A 16,206-nucleotide genomic window follows, 5' to 3' on the forward strand; every position below is an offset into this window, starting at 1 on the left:
CCGGACGCGGGCGGCGGGCACCAGCCGCAAGCGCTTACGAACCGCTTACGGCAACCCCGTGTGTGAAGTTGCGGTCCAAATCGGACCGCAACTTCACACCCAGGTTGGTCGCGGCTCGGTGCCCGGTCAGTGTGTGAAGTTGCGGTTCGGATCGGACCGCAAGTTCACACACTGGTGGGGTGTCAGGTGGCGGTGCAGGGGGAGCCGTTGAGGGCGTACGAGCTCGGCGCCCCGCTGTTGCCGGTGTGGGACGCCTGGAAGCCGAAGCTGACCGACGCGCCCGGTGCCAGGCCCGCGTTGTAGCCGACGTTGGTCGCGGTGACCCGTCCGGAGCTGGGCGAGTAGGTGGCGTTCCAGCCGCTGGTGACGGTCTGGCCCGCCGCCAGGGTGAAGGCCACGGTCCAGCCGTTCAGCGCGGCGCTGCCGGTGTTCGTGACCGTGATGTTGGCGGTCAGCCCGCTGTTCCACGCGTTGACGGTGCTGGTGACGCGGCACGCCGTGCCGTCGGGGCCGGGCGAGCTGGGTGCGGGCGAGCTGGGTGCGGGCGAGCTGGGGCCGGCCGAGCTGGGGCCGGGCGCCGGGCTCGACGGGGTGGTGGTGCCGCCGAACTGGGTGAAGAACTGCCACACCTCGGCGGACACCCAGGACGTCGAGGCGTTGCGGTCCACCGGCAGCGGCACGTGGTCGCCGTCGAACGCGGCCCACTGGACCGGATATCCGGCCCGGCACCCCTGGTACGCGGTGGTGATGTGGGTGCCGCTGCCCTGGGCGGGTTCCGGCGGATTCTGCGCCGTGCAGCCGTTGGCGCGGACGAACGTGTCCCGGATCGTGCGGCCCGACGAGATGTTCAGCACGCTGTCCCGGATGCCGTGGATGCCGAAGTAGGCGACCGGCCCGGACGGCGCGGAGCAGCCGCTGAGGTTGGCGCCGGCGATCGGCGCGACGGCCCGGAACACGGTCGGCCGGGCGCAGGCCAGGGCGTAGCTCATCGCTCCGCCGTAGCTGAAGCCGAGCGCGAACCGCTGGGCGGTGTCGACGCACAGGTCGTTCTCGACCACGCGCAGGATGTCGTCGACGAGCGTGACGTCGCGGCCGCCGGTGTTGGCCCAGCCGGCGTCGAGCCCCTGCGGTGCCACGAAGATCGCGCTGTTGCCGGACCGCTGCTGCAGGCCGTAGAACCCGTTGCCGACCACGTCGTTGGCGCTGCCGTTGAGCCAGTGCAGGCCGACGACGAGCCGGTAGGCCTGGCTGCTGGTGTAGTTGGCGGGCAGCCGCAGGATGTAGGTGCGGGCCCGCCCGCCGCTCTGGATCGTGTAGGTCCCGTCGCGCAGGGTCGGTGCTTTTCCGCATCCCGCGGTGGCCGCGAGGGCGCTGCTCTGCTCGGCCGACGCCGTCCCGCCGGCCAGTACCGTCGCTCCGGCCACGATCAGCATGGCCGCGGCGACGACCGTGCCCAGCACCGTGCGGTTCCCTTTTCTTCGCTCTGCCATCGCCCAGACCTCCTCATTACGTGCAATAGCGGAATCGCGAGAGGAACGTTACGGGAGCGCTCCCAGTCCGACAACAAATTGTTGCATGTGGATGTCTATTGACGAATATTGCGTGCTCAGCGGTCGTGCGACTGTGCGGAAGTCATCGGCGTAACAGTTATTGCACATCGAATCTGTGTCATAGCGCGGGATGGTCCTTGAGCTGCCGTCGTGTCGTGAGGTGACGCCGAGCTTGCGGAAGATGCTGCGCAGGTGGGGTCGACGGTGCGTTTGCTGATGAAGTGATCATGCACCTGGCGTACCTGGGCGTGAGCACGCCGTTCTCCTCGGAGCACGCGCCGGAATGAGTCGTACCGTCTCAGGTATGTCTGATCTGGAACTCACCCCGGTCGGCCGGGTCGAATCCCCGCTGACCGACCCGGCGACCGCGCCGAAGCAGGGCGACGAGGGCTCGCCACCCGCCTGGCTGGTCTTCGGCCCCCGCTGGGCGGACGCGCTGCGCGACATCGGGCCCGGCGCCGAGATGCTGCTGCTCACCTGGCTGGACCGGGCCGACCGCAGCGTGCTGCGGGTCCACCCGCGCGACGACGAGGCCCGCCCGCTGACCGGGGTCTTCAGCACCCGGTCGGCGGACCGGCCCAACCCGATCGGCCTGCACCGGGTCACCGTGCTGGCGGTCGACGGCCCCCGGCTGCGGGTGGCCCACCTGGAGGCGCTCGACGGCACCCCGATCCTCGACCTGAAACCGGTCCTGGAGGCGTGCGGCGATCGTTGACGGTAAGTTGGGCGGCAGGTGTGCCGGGAAGTCTGGTCGGCGATGTCCTCGTCGTGTCCTGCTGAAGGAGTCCCGTGACCGGATCGCCCTCTCATCGTCCCCTTTTCGGCCGTGGCAGCTGGCCGGAGGTCACCCGGATCGGCGACATCCTGCGCACCGAGACGGTCGGTGGCGCGTTGCTGCTCGGCGCGGCGGTGCTGGCCCTGGTGTGGGCGAACTCGCCGTGGTCGGCGGGTTATCAGACCCTGATCGGGCTGCGGGTGGGCCCGGAGGCGCTGCACCTCGACCTGACCTTGGCGCAGTGGGCGGCGGACGGGCTGCTGGCCATCTTCTTCTTCGTCGCCGGGCTGGAGCTGAAGCGGGAGTTCGTGGCGGGGGACCTGCGGGACCCGCGGCGGGCGGTGATGCCGGTGGCCGCGGCGGTCGGTGGGATGGCGGCGCCGGCGTTGATCTATGTGGCGGTCAATACGGGCTCGCCCGGCGGCGCGTTGTCGGGGTGGGCGGTGCCGACCGCGACGGACATCGCGTTCGCACTGGCCGTGCTGGCGGTGATCTCGACGCATCTGCCCGCGGCGTTGCGCACCTTCCTGCTCACGCTCGCGGTGGTCGACGATCTGCTGGCCATTCTGATCATCGCGGTGTTCTACACCAGCTCGCTGCACCTGATGCCGTTGCTCGCCGCGGTGGTGCCGCTGGCGGTGTTCGCGGTGCTGGTGCAACGACGAATCCGGTCGTGGTGGCTGCTGTTGCCACTCGCCGCGGTGACGTGGGGGCTGGTGCACGCGTCCGGCATCCATGCCACGGTGGCGGGGGTGCTGCTCGGGTTCATGGTGCCGGTGATCCGTCGCGACGATCGGCCCGGTCCCGGGCTGGCGGAGCAGTTCGAGCATCGCTGGCGCCCGCTGTCGGCGGGTTTCGCGGTGCCGGTGTTCGCCTTCTTCGCGGCAGGCGTGTCGGTCGCCGGCGCCGGTGGTCTGGGCGAGGCGTTCCGCGATCCGGTGACGATCGGCATCGTCGCCGGCCTGGTCGTCGGCAAGTGCGCCGGGGTGCTGGGGTCGACATGGCTGGTGCAGCGGTTCACCCGGGCCACCCTGGGCGACGGGGTGAGCTGGTGGGACGTGCTGGGGCTGGCGCTGCTGGCCGGCATCGGGTTCACCGTGTCGCTGCTGATCGGTGAGCTGGCGTTCGGGGTGGGCAGCGAGAAGGACGAACACGCCCGGATCGGCATCCTCGCCGGCTCGCTGATCGCGGCGGTGCTGGCCGCGCTGGTGCTGCGGGCCCGCAACCGGCATTACCGGCGGATCTGCGCCGAGGAGGAACGCGACACCGACGCCGACGGCATCCCCGACTTCTGGGACGACGACACCGCCCGGCGCTGACCTCCGGCCGCCGTGTTGTCATACCCCCCGGGCATGCTCGGCGGTGTGGACACTGAAGCGGGACGTGCCGCGAGCCCCGAAGACCTGAGCCGGCTCGTCGTCGCCCGGCTCAACGCCGGCGACGTCGACGGACTCGTCGCTCTCTACGAGCCGGAAGCCGTCATGGCTCTGCCCGACGGCCGGTCCGCCATCGGGTCGGCGGAGATCCGCGCAGCCTACGAGGGCCTGCTGACGGGGCGGCCCACCTTCACACCAGGTGTCCCGCTGAGCGTCCTGAACGCGGACGGTCTGGCGCTCACCTCGACCCGGCTGGTGGATGGCACCGTGACCGTCGAGGTCGCGCGCCGGCAGCTGGACGGGACCTGGTTGTGGGTGATCGATCACCCCGCGCTCGTCCCCGGCGGGTGACTGCGCCGGCGCCGGGCCGACCGCCGAGATCCTTGCGCGAGGGGGTGCGGTCTCGCGGTGTGCGCCTGCCGAGCCGGTGGCGATCCGGTCGACCAGGCCGGTAAAGGGCACGGCGATCACGTCGTCGGGGGTGAGCGTGCGCACCAGCGTCACGCAGAAATTGAGGCCGAGCGGGTGACCCTTGCCGAACCAGAGGTAATCGTGGACAGACGCCGTCACGCCAGGATCATCCCCGACCCTGCGGGCCGAGCTGAGGCGTCGCGATCCTCAGCTGATCGATGGCGGATGCGGGAAGGACATCCGGACCGAGGTGAGGCCCTCGCCGGTGTCGGTGGCCAGGATCTCTGCGGCCTGACGTGCCACCCACAGGCCCATCGGGTCCAGGGGCTGCTGCGGTGGGCGGTACCCGGCGTCGGGCGGGATCCGCCGGCCGCCGTGATCGTCGGCCTGCACGACCAGATCGGTCCTGTGTCGCCACGCCCGCACCCGCACCGGCGGGCGGCCGTGCCCGAGCCCGTTGGCCACCACCTCGCTGACAGCGACCACGACTCGCGTGACCGTCGCCGGCGACAGGTGCTGCGCGACCGCCCACCGGCCGATCGCCGCCCGGCACATGGTCAGCTCGGGCAGGCCCCACACGACGGTATCGACGTCAGCATCCGGCGGAACCGGCGGCAGGGGACGCAGCCGGTCGTTGAGAAACTTTCCCGGCGGGACGTAGGCCGCATTGGGCAGGCAGCCCCGCTCGTCCCATTCCTCGCTGTGGACCTGGCGGATCTGCTCGATCACCCGGGCCGGGCTCTTACGCTGATCGTAGATGCAGGTCAACGGAAAGCCGAAGGCCGGAAAGATCTCGTTGTAGAACGCCTCGTAGGACAGGTAGGCGGTCAGCCGGTCGCCGGAGTATCCGGGTTCACCGAAGAGGTGCACCCGCCGACCGCGGGCTGATTGCTCACGCAGGTAGTGCACAACCCCGCTGTAGGCGAGACCGAGCTGACGGTAGAACTGTTCCTGAGCGTCCCACTCGAGGCGATCGGCGACATCACCGAGCCCCTGCCGCAATATCCGTTCGGTGTGCGGGCCCACCACCAGGAACACCGGGTCGCCGCCGGCCGCATGCCGCCGCAACGCCGGCACCAGCACTTTGTCCAGGGTGTCATCCGCCTCGATCACCAACAAACTGTGATGGCATCGCAAGCCGTCGAGCTGGGCGGTCATGAGGGCTCCTCATGGGTCAGCACAAGACCGGGAAGTTCCGCGAAGCCGCAGAGTTCCATGGTTATCGTCACCCGCGGTGAGCACCGAACACGTACGACGGTGTTCGCGCTGAGCGCGGCGGCTCCGAACCGCGCCAGCATCCGGACACCGTTCGCGTCCAGGAACGTGACCGACCGGCAGTCGATCACGGTGACCGGGTCGGCGATCAGCGGGAGCACCCGCCGTTCGACCAGGGAAACGTTGACAGGGTCGATCTCACCGCCGAGCCGGACCTCGGTGCTCGCCCAGACCAGCTCGCAGCCGCCGAGAACCTCGGATTGTTGCTTCACATCCGCCGCAGTCGTCGTCTATCGCCACCGTCACCATCCGGGACGCACCTATCAGCATCGGCCTGAGACGAGCTCGCGGCAATCCATCGCAAGTGTCAGAAGCGGCCGGGTCTCACCGGCAGAGCGCCCCGGCGCTGACCGGCCGCTATCCAGCGATGGTTGTATCGTCGAACCTATTAGTTGTATCGTCGAACCATGTCGACCGACGATCTCGATCAGGCGATGCTGCTGCAGGGACGGATCTCCGCGTTCGTGCGCGCGTTCGGCCTGCATCAGCCCGACCGCACACCGTGCGGAACCCCCGTGCCGGCCTCCGAGGCGCACGCGGTCGGGGAGCTCGACCGCGACGGCCCGCTGACCCAGAGCGAGCTGGCCCAGCGGCTGCGGCTGGAGAAGAGCACGGTCAGCCGCCTGGTCAGCCAGCTGACCGGCCGTGGCTGGGTGCGGCGGGCCGAGCGTCCCGGTGACGGCCGGCTGGTGTGGCTGGAGCTCACGCCGGAGGGCAGCCGCGCCGCCGGGGAGCTGGCGGTCGCCCGGGCGGCGCGGTTCACCGAGCTGCTGCGCAACATCCCGGCGGAGCAGCGCCCGGCGGTCATCGACGCGCTCACCACGCTGGTCGAGGCCGCCGCCGGGCAGCCGGCCCCCGCCGGTGCGAGTGCGGCGCGCCATGGCTGAGGCGCCGGTGGAGCCCGTGACCCGGGGCCGGCGATGGAGCGTCGGCGCCGCGGTGGGGACAGCGGTGGGCCTGGTCCCGCACCTGCTGCACCACGCCGGCCTGCTGGCCGGCACGGCGCTGCTGACCGGGGTCGGCGGCACCCTGGTCTTCGGGGTGCTGGGGCTCGCCGCGATGCTGCCCATGCTGGTGCGACTGCGCCGCCGGTTCGCCTCCTGGTGGGCGCCGGGCCTCGCAGTGGCCGTGTTCGCCGCCATGTTCGCGCTCTCGACGCTGGTCATCGGGCCTGCCCTGCGCTCCGCGCTGAACGGCCCCGCCGGACCGGCCGTCGAGCACACCCGTCACCACCCCTGAAGGCCCTGGCCCATCCGTCAGGGATGAGGCGCACCGTCCCGGCGACCCGCGACGATGACCGTCCGAGCCCCATGCCGAACGGTCAGCGCGCCGGCCTCGTGCCGGACGGAAGGAGACGGCGATGCGGGACAGCGCCGAGCAGCAGCCCACCAGCAGCGCCACGGCGGACCGCGGGACGCGGGAGCGGAGCGCGGCCGCGCCGTCGCCGTTCCCGCCGATCGCCGACCTCGCGTTCCTCTCCGACTGCCACACCGGGGCCCTGATCGCCCCGGACGGCTCGGTCGCCTGGCTGTGCGTCCCCAGCTTCGACTCGCCGAGCATCTTCGGCGCCGTCCTGGACCGGCAGGCGGGCTATTTCCGGCTGGCTCCGTTCGGCATCAACCATCCGGCCGCCCGGGCGTACGACCCGGGTACGAACGTGCTGGTCACCACCTGGAAGACGCCCACCGGGTGGCTGGAGGTGCGCGAGGCGCTCACGGTGGGACCGCACGACGGCCCGGACGAGGTCACCCCGCACAGCCGGCCGCCGGCCGACGACGACGCCGACCACATGCTGGTGCGGACCGCGCGCTGCCTGGAGGGCACCGTCGAGGTGGAGCTGGTGTGCGAGCCGGTGTTCGACTACGGCCGGACCTCGGCCGAGTGGACCCTGGACGAGACTGCCGGCCGGCATGTCGCCGAGGCGAGCGGCGCCGGCCGGTCGGTCAGCCTGGGGACCGACCTGGCACTGGGCGTCGAGGGGGACCGGGTCCGGGCGCGACGGACCCTGACCGCGGGCGACGAGGTCTTCTGCTCGCTGTCCTGGGCGGCCGGCCCCACTCCTGCGCCGAGCCTCGACGACGCCCGGCGCAGGCTGGCCGCCACCGCACGGTACTGGCGGTCGTGGCTCGACCGGGCCCGACTGCCGGATCACCGGTGGCGTGACCCGATCCAGCGGTCCGCCCTGGTCATCAAGGGCCTGTCGTACATGCCGACCGGCGCCACCGTGGCGGCGCTCACCACGTCGCTGCCGGAGACGCCGGGCGGGGAGCGCAACTGGGACTACCGCTACACCTGGATGCGGGACTCGACGTTCACGCTGCAGGCGCTGCACTACCTGAACCTGGACTGGGAGGCGGACGAGTTCATGCAGTTCGTCGCCGACCTCCAGCCGAACGCCGACGGTTCCCTGCAGATCATGTACGGGATCGACGGGCGCCGTGACCTCACCGAGTCCACCCGCGACGATCTGTCCGGTTATGACGGCGCCCGCCCGGTGCGGGTCGGCAACGGGGCGTTCGACCAGCGGCAGAACGACGTGTTCGGCGCCGTGCTGGACTCCATCCTGCTGCACACCCGCCGCAGCCAGCGCCTTCCCCGGCGGCTGTGGTCGCTGGTCGAGTCGCAGGCCCGGTGTGCCACAGCGGTCTGGCGCGAGCCGGACCAGGGCATCTGGGAGGCGCGGGGCAAACCGCAGCACTACGTCTCGTCCAAGTTGCTGTCCTGGGTCGCGATGGACCGTGCCGCCAAACTCGCCGAGATCCGGTCGGATGCCGGCCTGGCCGCGACCTGGCGCGGGACCGCCGCGGACATCAAGGACGACATCGTCGCGCACGGCCTGACCGATGCCGGCGTGCTGCGCCAGCATTACGAGACCGATGCGCTGGACGCGTCGACGCTGCTGGCGGCCATGTTCGGCTTCTTCGAGCACGACGACCCGCGCCTGCACGCCAGCGTCCTGGCCATCGCCGACCAGCTGACCGAGGACGGCTTCGTGCTGCGGTACCGCACCGAGGAGACCGACGACGGCCTGTCCGGGCGGGAGGGTTCCTTCCTCATCTGCTCGTTCTGGCTGGTCTCCGCGCTGTCGATCGTCGGCGAGCGGCAGCGCGCCCGCGACCTGATGGAACGGCTGCTGCGCATCGCCTCGCCGCTCGGGCTCTACGCCGAGGAGTTCGACGTCAGCACCGGGCGTCACCTGGGCAACTTCCCGCAGGCCTTCTCCCACCTGGCTCTGATCGAGGCCGCGGCGCGGATCATCGTCACCGAGTTCCAGCAGGAGTTCTCCTGACGCCCGATCGGTGCTGACCGGCGGCGCCGGGCCGTCCCCCGAGACCTTGACGGCGACGGGGTACGGCCTCGCGGCGCGCGCCGAGCACGCGCCCGGCTGTCACATGCTGGCGATGAGCCGCTCCACCCGCTCGTCGTACGCCCGGAACGGGTCCTTGCAGAGCACGGTCCGCTGCGCCTGGTCGTTGAGCTTGAGGTGCACCCAGTCGACGGTGAAGTCGCGCCGCTTCTCCTGCGCGTGCTTGATGAACTCGCCGCGCAGCCGGGCCCGCGTGGTCTGCGGCGGCGTCTCCTTGGCCTCGAAGATCTGCAGGTCGGTGGCGATCCGGTCGACCTGCTTGCGCTTCTCCATCAGCGCGTGCAGGCCGCGGCCGCGGCGGATGTCGTGGTACGCCAGGTCGAGTTGCGCGATCCGCGGGTGGCTCATCGGGATGTCGTGGCGGGCCCGGTACCGGTCGATCAGCTGGTATTTCGACACCCAGTCGATCTCCCGCGCGACCGGGTCGAGGTTCTGGCTCTCGATCGCGTCGAGCACCCGGCCCCACAGCTCGACGACCCGCTTGGCGTTCTGGTCGCCGCGGCGCTCGACGAACTCGACTGCCTTCGCGAGGTACTCCTGCTGGATCTCCAGGGCGGAGATCTCCTTGCCGTTCGCCAGGCGGACCTTGCGGCGGCCGGTGACGTCGTGGCTGACCTCGCGGATCGCCCGGATCGGGTTCTCCAGGACGAGGTCGCGCATCACCATGCCGGTCTCGATCATCCGGAGGACCAGGTCCGCGCTGCCGACCTTCAGGAAGGTCGTCACCTCGTTCATGTTCGAGTCGCCGACGATCACGTGCAGGCGGCGGTACCGCTCGGCGTCGGCGTGTGGCTCGTCGCGGGTGTTGATGATGGGCCGGGACCGGGTGGTGGCGCTGGAGACGCCCTCCCAGATGTGCTCGGCGCGCTGCGACAGGCAGAACACCGCACCGCGCGGCGTCTGCAGCACCTTGCCCGCGCCGGCGATCAGCTGCCGGGTGACGAAGAACGGGATGAGGACGTCGGAGAGGCGGCTGAACTCGCCGTGCCGGGACACCGAGTAGTTCTCGTGGCAGCCGTACGAGTTGCCGGCCGAGTCGGTGTTGTTCTTGAACAGGTAGATCTCGCCCGCGATGCCCTCGTCGTGCAGCCGCTTCTCGGCCTCCACGAGCAGCCCCTCCAGGATCCGCTCGCCGGCCCGCTCATGGGCGACCAGGTCGGTCAGGGAGTCGCACTCGGGTGTCGCGTACTCCGGGTGGGAGCCGACGTCGAGGTAGAGGCGGGCGCCGTTGCGCAGGAACACGTTGCTGCTGCGCCCCCACGAGACCACCCGGCGGAACAGATAGCGGGCCACCTCGTCGGGTGACAGCCGCCGCTGTCCACGGTAGGTGCAGGTGATGCCGTACTCGGTTTCGAGTCCGAGGATTCGCCGTTCCATGGCAGCTCCATCCGGTCGCGTGTCGACAGTCGGGTCGTGGGCGTCTACGCGGGTTCGAGGGCGGACATGGTCTGGTCGAGCAGATCGCTGAACGGCTGTGCCTGATCGCCGGTGATCCAGACGTTCTTGGCCGCTACCAGGCAGGACAGTGCGGCGCCGGCGATGGCGGCCGCACGGGGGTCGGCGGGTGAGTGCTGCCCGAGGCGGTGGGCCACCAGCTCGGTGAGGTGGTGCTGGACCCGCGCGATGCGCTCCAGCTCGCCGGCGGCGAGCGCCGGATTGTCGTGGATGACCTTCTCCGTGGCGAGGGCGCGGGGCAACTGGGCCGCGTCGTCGAAATAGTCGACGACGACGTCGAAGGCGTGCCGGAGCGATTCCCACACCGGCTCGCCGTCGGGGCGGGCGCCGAACGCCTCGACGAGTCGTTCGGCCCAGAGGTCGTGCTTGCCGAGGACCAGGTCTTCCTTGGAGGTGAAATAGCGGAAGAACGTCCGCTTGGAGATGCCGGCGACGGTGACCAGGTCGTCGATCGTGGTCTGCTCGTAACCCCGCGAGGCGAACAGGTCCTGGGCCAAAATCGCCAGCTCGGCGCGCATGGCACGGCGGGCCCGTTCACGAACCGGGATCGGGGCCGCCTGCAGCATCCCTCGACGGTACCCCTCGGATGCGCCGATGGCACCAGGTGGCGTTCCTGGCATGTGATGACGCCCGCCCACCGCTGACAGCGGTGGGCGGGCGTTCGGCGGCCGGATCAGATCCGGCCGAAGTTCTGGGTCCAGTACGTGGTGCCGTCCGCCTTGGTCGCCAGGCCGACACCGATGGCGACGCTGGAGCAGTTGAGGATGTTGGCGCGGTGCCCGGAGCTGTTCATCCAGGCGGTCACCACCTCCTGCGGCGTGCGGTAGCCCGCGGCGATGTTCTCGCCGGACGCGCCGGTGTAGCCGGCCCGGGTCGCCCGGGTCACGAAGCTGCTGCCGTCGGAGCCGGTGTGGCTGAAGAAGTCCTTCGCCACCATGTCGTCGCTGTGGGCGCGGGCCGCGGTGGTCAGCCGGTCGTCGACGCGGAGCGCCCCGCAGCCGTTGGCCGTCCGCTGCGCGTTGGTCAGCGTGACGACCTGCGCCTCGTACGCCGCCCCGGTGGAGGCGGGGCTGGACGGAGCGCTCGTGGTGGGAGCCGGCGCCTTGGTCACCGGAGCACTCGTCACCGGCGCGCTGGTGACCGGCGCGCTGGTGACCGGGGCACTGGTGGTGGGCGCGGTGGTCGGGACGACGGTGGGCGCGGTCGTCGGCGCGGTCGTCGCCGGGGCGACGGCGGCGAGCGCGGCCACCGGGTCGATCCGGCCGTTGCCGTAGTCGTTGTCGAAGCCCGCCGGGCCCAGGTCCACAGCGGTCTTCTCCAGGGCGGCCTCCACCTGGTCCGGCGTCAGCGCCGGGTTCGCCGCCTTCAGCAGCGCGGCCACCGCCGCGACGTGCGGCGACGCCATCGAGGTGCCGTTCATCGACCGGTACGCGGAACCGAGCGCCGTCGGGTACGTGCTCAGGATGCTGCTGCCCGGCGCGGCGACGTCCAGGTAGCTGCCGGCGTTCGAGTAGCTGCCGTAGCGGTCGGCGGAGTCGGTCGCGGCCACCGCGATCACCCCGGCGTCGGCCGCCGGGTAGGAGACCGGGCTGCCGGAGGTACGGCTGTTCCCGGCCGCCGCGACGACGGTGACACCCTTGCTGCGGGCGTAGTTGACCGCGTTCGTGACGGCGGCGACCTTGGCGGTCGAGCCGAGCGACATGTTGATCACCTGCGCGCCGTTGTCGGCTGCCCAGACGATGCCCTCCGCGGCGTCCGACATGTTGCCGCTGCCGTTCGAGCCCAGCGCCTTGATCGGCAGGATCCGGGTGTCCGGGGCGATCGCCGAGACGCCGGTGCCGTTGCCGGTCGTGGCCGCGATCGTGCCGGCCACGTGCGTACCGTGCCCGTTGCCGTCGGTGCCGGCGCCGGCCCGGTTCGCGATCGCGTCGTACCCGCCGAGCACCTTGCCCTGCAGGTCGGGGTGATTCGCGTCGACACCGGTGTCGATCACCGCGACGGTGACGCCCTGACCGGTCGACGCCTTCCAGGCCTCGGCCACCCGCAGCTTCGCGAAGTCCCACTGCTGGGCGCGGTACGGGTCCGAGCCGGACGGGACGCCCAGCGCGTACATCGGAGCGTCGACCTCGACGCTCACCGCGCCCTCGGCGTTCTGGCCGGTCTCGACCAGACCGGCCGCGGCGGCCCGGTCGGTGGCCTCGGCGACCCTGATCACCGGCTTGCCGTCCGCGCCGACCGTGGTGGTGACGACCCGGGCGGGCCGCTCGGCGGAGACGGTGGCCGGGAGCAGCTGCTCCGGCGCGGCCGTCAGGCCGTAGGTGACCGGCTCCCAGCCTGTCGACCCGGTCGGCAGAGCGACAGCGCCGACCGCGGCGAGCGCACCGACGGCGACGGCGGCAACGGTGTACCTACGGATCTGAGCCTTCATCAACGACGTCCCCTCCCGAGTTGCTTACCGGGTCAAGACTCGGGAGCGACGGTTGTGAACCGAGATGTCGGACTGTTGCGCGTGGGTAGTAGCCGGTCAGCGCCCGGTCCGGAACGCTCGGGGCGGCCACACGGTCAGGCTCGGGGTGATCTCGACGTGCGGCGCCACCCGGCGCAGTTCCTCGAGGAACGGCCACACGTCGTGCACCCCGGCGACGTGCACCCGCCGTCCGCCGGCGAGCACCACGGTCGTGTAGTTGTTCGAGTGGGGCAGCACCTCACGCACGTCGGCGAGCGGTGCGCTCCCGGCGCGCAGCACGGCCCGCCAGCGCAGCCGCGAGCCGCTGATCGTGAGGCGGTAAGCGATCCGGAACAGCGCCAGATAGCCGTAGACGGCGCTGATCACCAGGCCGAGCGGCACGAAAGCGACCCGCTGCCACAGCGAATCGGTGCCGAACAACCCGGACGCCCCGGCGATCCCGAAGGCCACCGGCGCCGCGAACGCGGCGATGACTGCGGCGGTACGCACCAGCAGGCTGCCGAACGTGTAGGAAGCGGTGACGTCCTCCTCATCCATGACGATCCATTGCCCCGAACGCCGCCGGCTCATTCGTCGCAGCGCGACGGCCGGAGAGGATCGTCAGAGGGTGATGACGATGCCGACACCCGCCGGCCGCTTGATGCGCAGCAGCCTGGCCAGCCCGCCGCCGATGCGGGCGGAGACGTAACGACGCTCCATCAGGCGGCGCGCGGTCTCCGTCTCGGACGGCGGGAGCAGGGTGGCGGTGCCCCGGACCGGCTGGGCGCCCGGCGCTACCTTGCCGCGGATGTCACAGGCGACGACCTCGACCTCGGGGTTGCGGCGGATGCGCTTGACCTTCCAGGCGTCGGCTGCCGACACGGTGGTCAGGGTGTCGCCGTCCGCCACGTGCCAGACCGGGGTCGACACCGGGGTGCCGTCCTTGCGATAGGTGGTCAGGCTGATCTGCTTGCTGGCGGCGATCTCGGCGGGCACGGTCATGTCGGCTCCTTGGTGCTGATCGGCTGCGGGTCACCGGGATGACGAGGCGGCAATCATCCTCCCAGCAGCGGCGCGACCCGGTCCCGGCCGCAAGCGAGGAAACTTCTCGCTGTGCGTTCAGCGCTCCAGGAGGGACCGCCGCGCGGTGACGGCGGCCCGGCGTACCACCATGATCATCGAGGCGGATTGGTATTTCGATGCGTTGGGTACAAGGGGCCCGGCGGGAGATGCCCGCCGACGAAACGGAGCAAAGTCATGCTGGTTCTGGGACTCATCCTCTTGCTGCTGGGCATCTTCCTCAAGGTGTCGATCCTCTACACGATCGGCATCATCCTCCTGGTGATCGGTGCCGTGCTCTGGATCCTCGGCGCTGTCGGCCGCCCGGTCGGTGGCCGAAAAGTTTGGTTCTGACCTGCCTCCTCGGCAGAGTTGACAAAAGGCGCCCCGTCGTTACGGGGCGCCTTTTCACGTGCTTGCAGCTGCGGCGGTGTTTCGCCCGAGGTACGGGCCGGCGGGCTGCACCGGCAGGCTCGACGCATGGTCGAGGAGGCCGGATGCCAATCCGGACGACCATGGCGCTCCGGGGTGCCCGGCTCAGCCGGTCCGGCAGACCGGGCCGGCGCTGGTTCGCTCGCCGCCCGATGCGGTGGAGCAGCCGCGCAGGGCGGTCCATCCAAGCATCCCGGTGACGTGGGCGAGTTTGTCGCCGACGGTGACGCCGCAGGCGGTGATGTGGCAGGTGTACATGCCGCTGTCATGACGGCTGTCGCGCATCTTCAGGACATCGAGGGTTCGGCCGATCGGCGCAGCCCTCGACGTAGCGGATCTGGATCACGTTGTGGAACAGGTACATCAGCCCGGCCAGAGGGTCTTCGACGGGCTCGAACGTGCGGGTCTCGCTGGTGACCCAGCAGGCGGCTCCGGCGGCGCGGGCCAGGCCGACGAGGCTGCGTAGGTAAGCGGGGAACCGTTCGGTTCCACGGGCGGCGTGCGCCATCTCGGCCAGGCTGTCGATGACGACCCGCGTGGTCGTGCCGTCGGCGAGGCGATGCCGGACGATCGATGCCAGGACGTCCAGGTCGAGCTGGCCCACCGACACATGCGAGATCACCAGCTGGTTGTTGCGACGGGCAGTCTCGAAATCCCAGTTGAACTGGCCGGCCATGTCGGCCAGTTGGTCCACGGTGTCCTGAAAAGTGATGCAGAGGCACCGATCGCCGCGGCCCAGACCCTCGGCGACGAAGTTGAGACAGCCGATGGTCTTCCCCCTCCGGAGGGCCCCAGGACGAGGGTGGCGTCTGCGTGCGGCAAACCTCCCTCCATCAGCGCATCCAGGCCGGGGAGCCCGGAGGGGACCCGTCCACCCCTCGGCGGCACCTCGTCGCGCAGAAACGACTCGACCCGGGGGAACACCTGGAAACCGTCGGCGGTGATCTGCACAGTGTGCGCGCCGCTGAGGTGGTTGGTGCCACGCATCTTGACCACCCGCAGGCCGCGCCGGTCGACCGGCTCCCGAGGCTGGTGCGACAGGTGGATGATGCCGTCGGCGAGGGTGGACTCCACTCCGGTCTGCATCTCGTCAGCGGTGTACCCGCCCAGCAGCAGCACGGCACGGCTGTGCGTGATGCGGCTGGTCAGGTCGTACAACGCCATTCGCAGGGTCTGTTCGCTGACGAAGTCCCGGAGGATCCGGGTGCTGTCGATCACCGCCAGCACCGGCTCGTCGAGGGCGTTGAGCACCACTTCGTCGATCAGTAGATCGAGGTCGCTCGTGCCGGTGTCTCGCAGCATGTCGCCCGGATGCACGTACTCGACCTTGGATCCCAGGGCTGCGGCATCGAAGAAGGCGAAGCCGCTCAGGTGCTCGACGAGTTTGGCATGCGGCTCGAAGAGAGTCGTGCAGTAGACGGCATTGCGCTCGGTGGTGGCGTTGGTGAAACAGATCTGCGCCAGGATCGTTTTACCCGCGCCCGGCGGCCCGGCCAGAATCATCACCGAGCCGGGTAACAGACCACCCCCGAGGACGAGGGTCCAGGCCGGCCGGCCCGGCCGAAAGTCGCTTCACTTCGCGCCCGGCCCTTCCCGGAGCAGGCACTCGGCCAATTCGAGCCACTCGGCGCTCTGGTACGGCTTGGCCAGCCGGCGGTCAGCACCGACTGCCAGGTGCACGTTCCCGCTGACCGCCAGGACCGGAATCGCTGCGGTCTCCGGGTCCGCCCGCAGCCGGCGGATGAGTTCCGCCCCTCCCGTCACCGGCATCGTCATGTCGGTCACCACCAGATCCGGTGGAGATTCGTGCACCGATGCCAGCGCGGCGGCGCCGTCGCCAGCTTCGGTGACCTGGTGGCCGGCCCGGCTGAAGATGCGCCGCAGCAGGAACCGAAGATCCGGCTCATCATCAGTCACTCACTAGGATCCTGCCCACCGAGCCATCCGTTCGCCGAGGAAGAACTTCCGCGGACTCAGCCCTCCAGAATGCCAGCTCACAGCGCCGTTGAGGGGGTATCCAGCCAGCCGGCCAGCCGACCGCCACACCCGATCGAGGAGCG

Annotated in this window: 18 protein-coding genes and 2 pseudogenes; 7 read left to right on the forward strand and 13 right to left on the reverse strand. The window is 70.5% G+C overall.

The genetic code is table 11. From position 1 onward, the window contains the following. Window positions 1–182: 182 nt before the first annotated feature. Complete coding sequence (locus AC0NH5_RS36305) at window positions 183–1,490, reverse strand: CE1 family esterase (RefSeq protein WP_474411743.1); 1,308 nt, start codon at window positions 1,488–1,490, stop codon at window positions 183–185. A gap of 364 nt (window positions 1,491–1,854) precedes the next feature. Between AC0NH5_RS36305 and tsaA the strand changes: the two genes are divergently transcribed. From tsaA to AC0NH5_RS36320, 3 genes are all read left to right on the forward strand, one after another. Continuing rightward, the gene (gene tsaA, locus AC0NH5_RS36310; protein ID WP_474411745.1) at window positions 1,855–2,265 is read left to right on the forward strand and encodes a tRNA (N6-threonylcarbamoyladenosine(37)-N6)-methyltransferase TrmO; all 411 of its coding nucleotides are present in this window, start codon (window positions 1,855–1,857) and stop codon (window positions 2,263–2,265) included. A gap of 74 nt (window positions 2,266–2,339) precedes the next feature. Next, the gene (gene nhaA / locus AC0NH5_RS36315) at window positions 2,340–3,644 is read left to right on the forward strand and encodes a Na+/H+ antiporter NhaA (protein WP_474411747.1); all 1,305 of its coding nucleotides are present in this window, start codon (window positions 2,340–2,342) and stop codon (window positions 3,642–3,644) included. A gap of 45 nt (window positions 3,645–3,689) precedes the next feature. Then, window positions 3,690–4,052 (forward strand): YybH family protein, encoded by a 363-nt coding sequence (locus AC0NH5_RS36320; RefSeq protein ID WP_474411749.1) that lies wholly within the window; start codon window positions 3,690–3,692, stop codon window positions 4,050–4,052. A 120-nt stretch (window positions 4,053–4,172) separates the two neighbouring features. Here AC0NH5_RS36320 and AC0NH5_RS36325 read toward each other — a convergent pair. From AC0NH5_RS36325 to AC0NH5_RS36335, 3 genes and pseudogenes are all read right to left on the reverse strand, one after another. Next, window positions 4,173–4,271 (reverse strand): annotated as a pseudogene (locus tag AC0NH5_RS36325) (DUF6461 domain-containing protein); the annotation flags it as partial. Between the two features lie 48 nt (window positions 4,272–4,319). After that, the gene (locus tag AC0NH5_RS36330; protein WP_474411751.1) at window positions 4,320–5,225 is read right to left on the reverse strand and encodes an MEDS domain-containing protein; all 906 of its coding nucleotides are present in this window, start codon (window positions 5,223–5,225) and stop codon (window positions 4,320–4,322) included. Window positions 5,226–5,266: 41 nt separating this feature from the next. Beyond that, window positions 5,267–5,599 (reverse strand): STAS domain-containing protein, encoded by a 333-nt coding sequence (locus AC0NH5_RS36335; RefSeq protein WP_474411753.1) that lies wholly within the window; start codon window positions 5,597–5,599, stop codon window positions 5,267–5,269. A gap of 195 nt (window positions 5,600–5,794) precedes the next feature. Here AC0NH5_RS36335 and AC0NH5_RS36340 point away from each other — a divergent pair, with 195 nt between their 5' ends. The 3 genes from AC0NH5_RS36340 to AC0NH5_RS36350 all read left to right on the forward strand — a co-directional run bounded on the left by AC0NH5_RS36340 (window position 5,795) and on the right by AC0NH5_RS36350 (window position 8,676). Then, a complete protein-coding gene (locus tag AC0NH5_RS36340; protein ID WP_474411755.1) occupies window positions 5,795–6,274 on the forward strand; it encodes a MarR family winged helix-turn-helix transcriptional regulator in 480 nt (159 codons plus the stop codon). Next, window positions 6,267–6,626: a hypothetical protein gene (locus AC0NH5_RS36345; RefSeq protein ID WP_474411757.1), complete on the forward strand. Its 360-nt coding sequence runs from the start codon at window positions 6,267–6,269 to the stop codon at window positions 6,624–6,626. Before AC0NH5_RS36340 ends, AC0NH5_RS36345 begins: the two co-directional genes overlap by 8 nt. Before the next feature lie 121 nt (window positions 6,627–6,747). Beyond that, window positions 6,748–8,676, forward strand: coding sequence for a glycoside hydrolase family 15 protein (locus AC0NH5_RS36350; RefSeq protein WP_474411759.1), 1,929 nt, complete (start codon window positions 6,748–6,750; stop codon window positions 8,674–8,676). Between the two features lie 99 nt (window positions 8,677–8,775). Here AC0NH5_RS36350 and pafA read toward each other — a convergent pair whose 3' ends face one another. From pafA to AC0NH5_RS36375, 5 genes are all read right to left on the reverse strand, one after another. Further along, window positions 8,776–10,131 carry a Pup--protein ligase gene (gene pafA, locus AC0NH5_RS36355; RefSeq protein ID WP_474411761.1) on the reverse strand — a complete coding sequence of 452 codons (1,356 nt, stop codon included), beginning with the start codon at window positions 10,129–10,131 and terminating at the stop codon, window positions 8,776–8,778. Window positions 10,132–10,175: 44 nt separating this feature from the next. Next, the gene (locus AC0NH5_RS36360) at window positions 10,176–10,775 is read right to left on the reverse strand and encodes an acyl-CoA-like ligand-binding transcription factor (RefSeq protein WP_474411763.1); all 600 of its coding nucleotides are present in this window, start codon (window positions 10,773–10,775) and stop codon (window positions 10,176–10,178) included. Between the two features lie 107 nt (window positions 10,776–10,882). Further along, window positions 10,883–12,637, reverse strand: coding sequence for a S8 family serine peptidase (locus AC0NH5_RS36365; RefSeq protein ID WP_474411765.1), 1,755 nt, complete (start codon window positions 12,635–12,637; stop codon window positions 10,883–10,885). A 96-nt stretch (window positions 12,638–12,733) separates the two neighbouring features. Continuing rightward, the gene (locus AC0NH5_RS36370) at window positions 12,734–13,213 is read right to left on the reverse strand and encodes a hypothetical protein (protein ID WP_474411767.1); all 480 of its coding nucleotides are present in this window, start codon (window positions 13,211–13,213) and stop codon (window positions 12,734–12,736) included. A 63-nt stretch (window positions 13,214–13,276) separates the two neighbouring features. Then, window positions 13,277–13,657, reverse strand: a complete 381-nt coding sequence (locus tag AC0NH5_RS36375) for a PPOX class F420-dependent oxidoreductase (RefSeq protein ID WP_474411769.1) — start codon at window positions 13,655–13,657, stop codon at window positions 13,277–13,279. Between the two features lie 255 nt (window positions 13,658–13,912). Here AC0NH5_RS36375 and AC0NH5_RS36380 point away from each other — a divergent pair, with 255 nt between their 5' ends. Next, window positions 13,913–14,068, forward strand: coding sequence for a hypothetical protein (locus AC0NH5_RS36380; RefSeq protein WP_109597081.1), 156 nt, complete (start codon window positions 13,913–13,915; stop codon window positions 14,066–14,068). Window positions 14,069–14,251: 183 nt separating this feature from the next. Here the strand turns inward: AC0NH5_RS36380 and AC0NH5_RS36385 are convergent, their stop codons facing one another. The 4 genes and pseudogenes from AC0NH5_RS36385 to AC0NH5_RS36400 form a co-directional block, all read right to left on the reverse strand. Continuing rightward, window positions 14,252–14,431: a hypothetical protein gene (locus AC0NH5_RS36385; RefSeq protein WP_474411771.1), complete on the reverse strand. Its 180-nt coding sequence runs from the start codon at window positions 14,429–14,431 to the stop codon at window positions 14,252–14,254. Next, a complete protein-coding gene (locus AC0NH5_RS36390; RefSeq protein WP_474411861.1) occupies window positions 14,412–14,915 on the reverse strand; it encodes an RAD55 family ATPase in 504 nt (167 codons plus the stop codon). The genes AC0NH5_RS36385 and AC0NH5_RS36390 overlap by 20 nt, the downstream gene beginning before the upstream one ends. 203 nt (window positions 14,916–15,118) lie before the next feature. Further along, window positions 15,119–15,649, reverse strand: a pseudogene (locus tag AC0NH5_RS36395) (RAD55 family ATPase); the annotation flags it as partial. A 69-nt stretch (window positions 15,650–15,718) separates the two neighbouring features. Beyond that, complete coding sequence (locus tag AC0NH5_RS36400) at window positions 15,719–16,063, reverse strand: response regulator (RefSeq protein WP_474411773.1); 345 nt, start codon at window positions 16,061–16,063, stop codon at window positions 15,719–15,721. Window positions 16,064–16,206 lie beyond the last annotated feature (143 nt).

Source organism: Actinoplanes sp. 13 (assembly GCF_056134165.1).